A 1,310-nucleotide genomic window follows, 5' to 3' on the forward strand; every position below is an offset into this window, starting at 1 on the left:
TCCCGCTGATGTTCGTCGCGAGCCGCCTCCCGGTCTCGTTCCTCAAGAAGCTGGCGTGGCCGGTGCTCATCCTCGCGATCGGCTTCCAGCTGCTCGTCTTCAGCCCGCTCGGCCACGGCGCCGACGGCAACCGCAACTGGATCATCATCGGCGGGTTCCAGGCACAGCCGTCGGAGTTCCTGAAGCTCGCCCTTGCGCTCTGGGTCGCCCTCGTCCTCTTCCGCAAGCAGAACCATCTGCGCAAGTGGCAGCACGTGTTCATCCCGCTCGTGCCCGTCGCGGGCCTCGCGATCGCGACCGTGCTCGCCGGCGACGACCTCGGCACGGCGATGATCCTCGTCCTCATCGTGCTGGGCGCGCTGTTCTTCTCCGGCGTCCCGCTGCGGATCTTCATCCTGCCGGCCATCGCGGCCGCCGGCGCGGTCGCCTACCTCGCGGTCACCAGTCCCGACCGCATGCGCCGGTTCATGAGCTTCCTCAATCCGAACTGCCTCGACGACTACTTCAACGACTGCTACCAGCCGCTGCACGGCATCTGGGGTCTCGCGAGCGGCGGCGTCTTCGGACTCGGGCTGGGCAACTCGCGCGAGAAGTACGACTGGCTGCCCGCGGCGGCGAACGACTACATCTTCGCGATCGTCGGCGAGGAGCTCGGCCTCATCGGCTGCGCCGTGGTGCTCGCGCTGTTCGCCCTCTACGCGGTGGGTGCCTTCCACATCATCCGCAAGACCGACGACCCGTTCGTCCGCATCGCGGCCGGCGGCATCACGGTGTGGATCGTCGGGCAGGCGCTCATCAACGTCGGCGTGGTGCTGCGCGTGTTCCCCGTGCTCGGCGTTCCCCTGCCGTTCATGTCGCAGGGCGGCACGTCGCTCCTCTCGGTGCTGGTGGCGTCGGGCGTGCTGCTCGCGTTCGCGCGGACGCTGCCGGATGCCGTGGCCCGGCGCCAGGCCTCCATCGACCTCGCCGCGGCACGGCGGGCCGCGGCATCCGCCCGTCGCTGACACCGTCCGCGGGCGGCCCGGCGGATAGGCTCGGTGGGTGACGACGTACCTCCTCGCCGGCGGCGGCACCGCCGGACACGTCAACCCGCTGCTGGCGGTGGCCGACGCGCTGCGGGCGCGCGAGCCCGACGCCGAGATCCTCGTCCTGGGCACGCGCGAAGGACTCGAGGCGCGACTCGTTCCCGAGCGCGGGTACGAGCTCCTGTTCGTCGACAAGGTGCCCTTCCCGCGGCGCCCGAACCGCGCCGCGGCGTCGTTCCCGGTGCAGTTCCCGCGCGCCGTCGCGCAGGTTCGCGCGCACCTGGC

General features: G+C 71.1%; 2 protein-coding genes. Both read left to right on the forward strand.

Going from position 1 to position 1,310, the window contains the following annotated elements; translation table 11 throughout:
• Positions 1–1,004, forward strand: a 1,004-nt coding sequence (locus tag ACE3O1_RS12795; protein ID WP_374315627.1) for a putative peptidoglycan glycosyltransferase FtsW, incomplete at its 5' end; no start/stop codon positions are given.
• Positions 1,005–1,041: 37 nt separating this feature from the next.
• Positions 1,042–1,310 (forward strand): glycosyltransferase (locus ACE3O1_RS12800; RefSeq protein ID WP_374315629.1); only part of this gene is annotated, 269 nt, incomplete at its 3' end.

Origin of the sequence: Microbacterium sp. (genome assembly GCF_041909575.1) — a bacterium.
GTDB lineage: Bacteria > Actinomycetota > Actinomycetes > Actinomycetales > Microbacteriaceae > Microbacterium.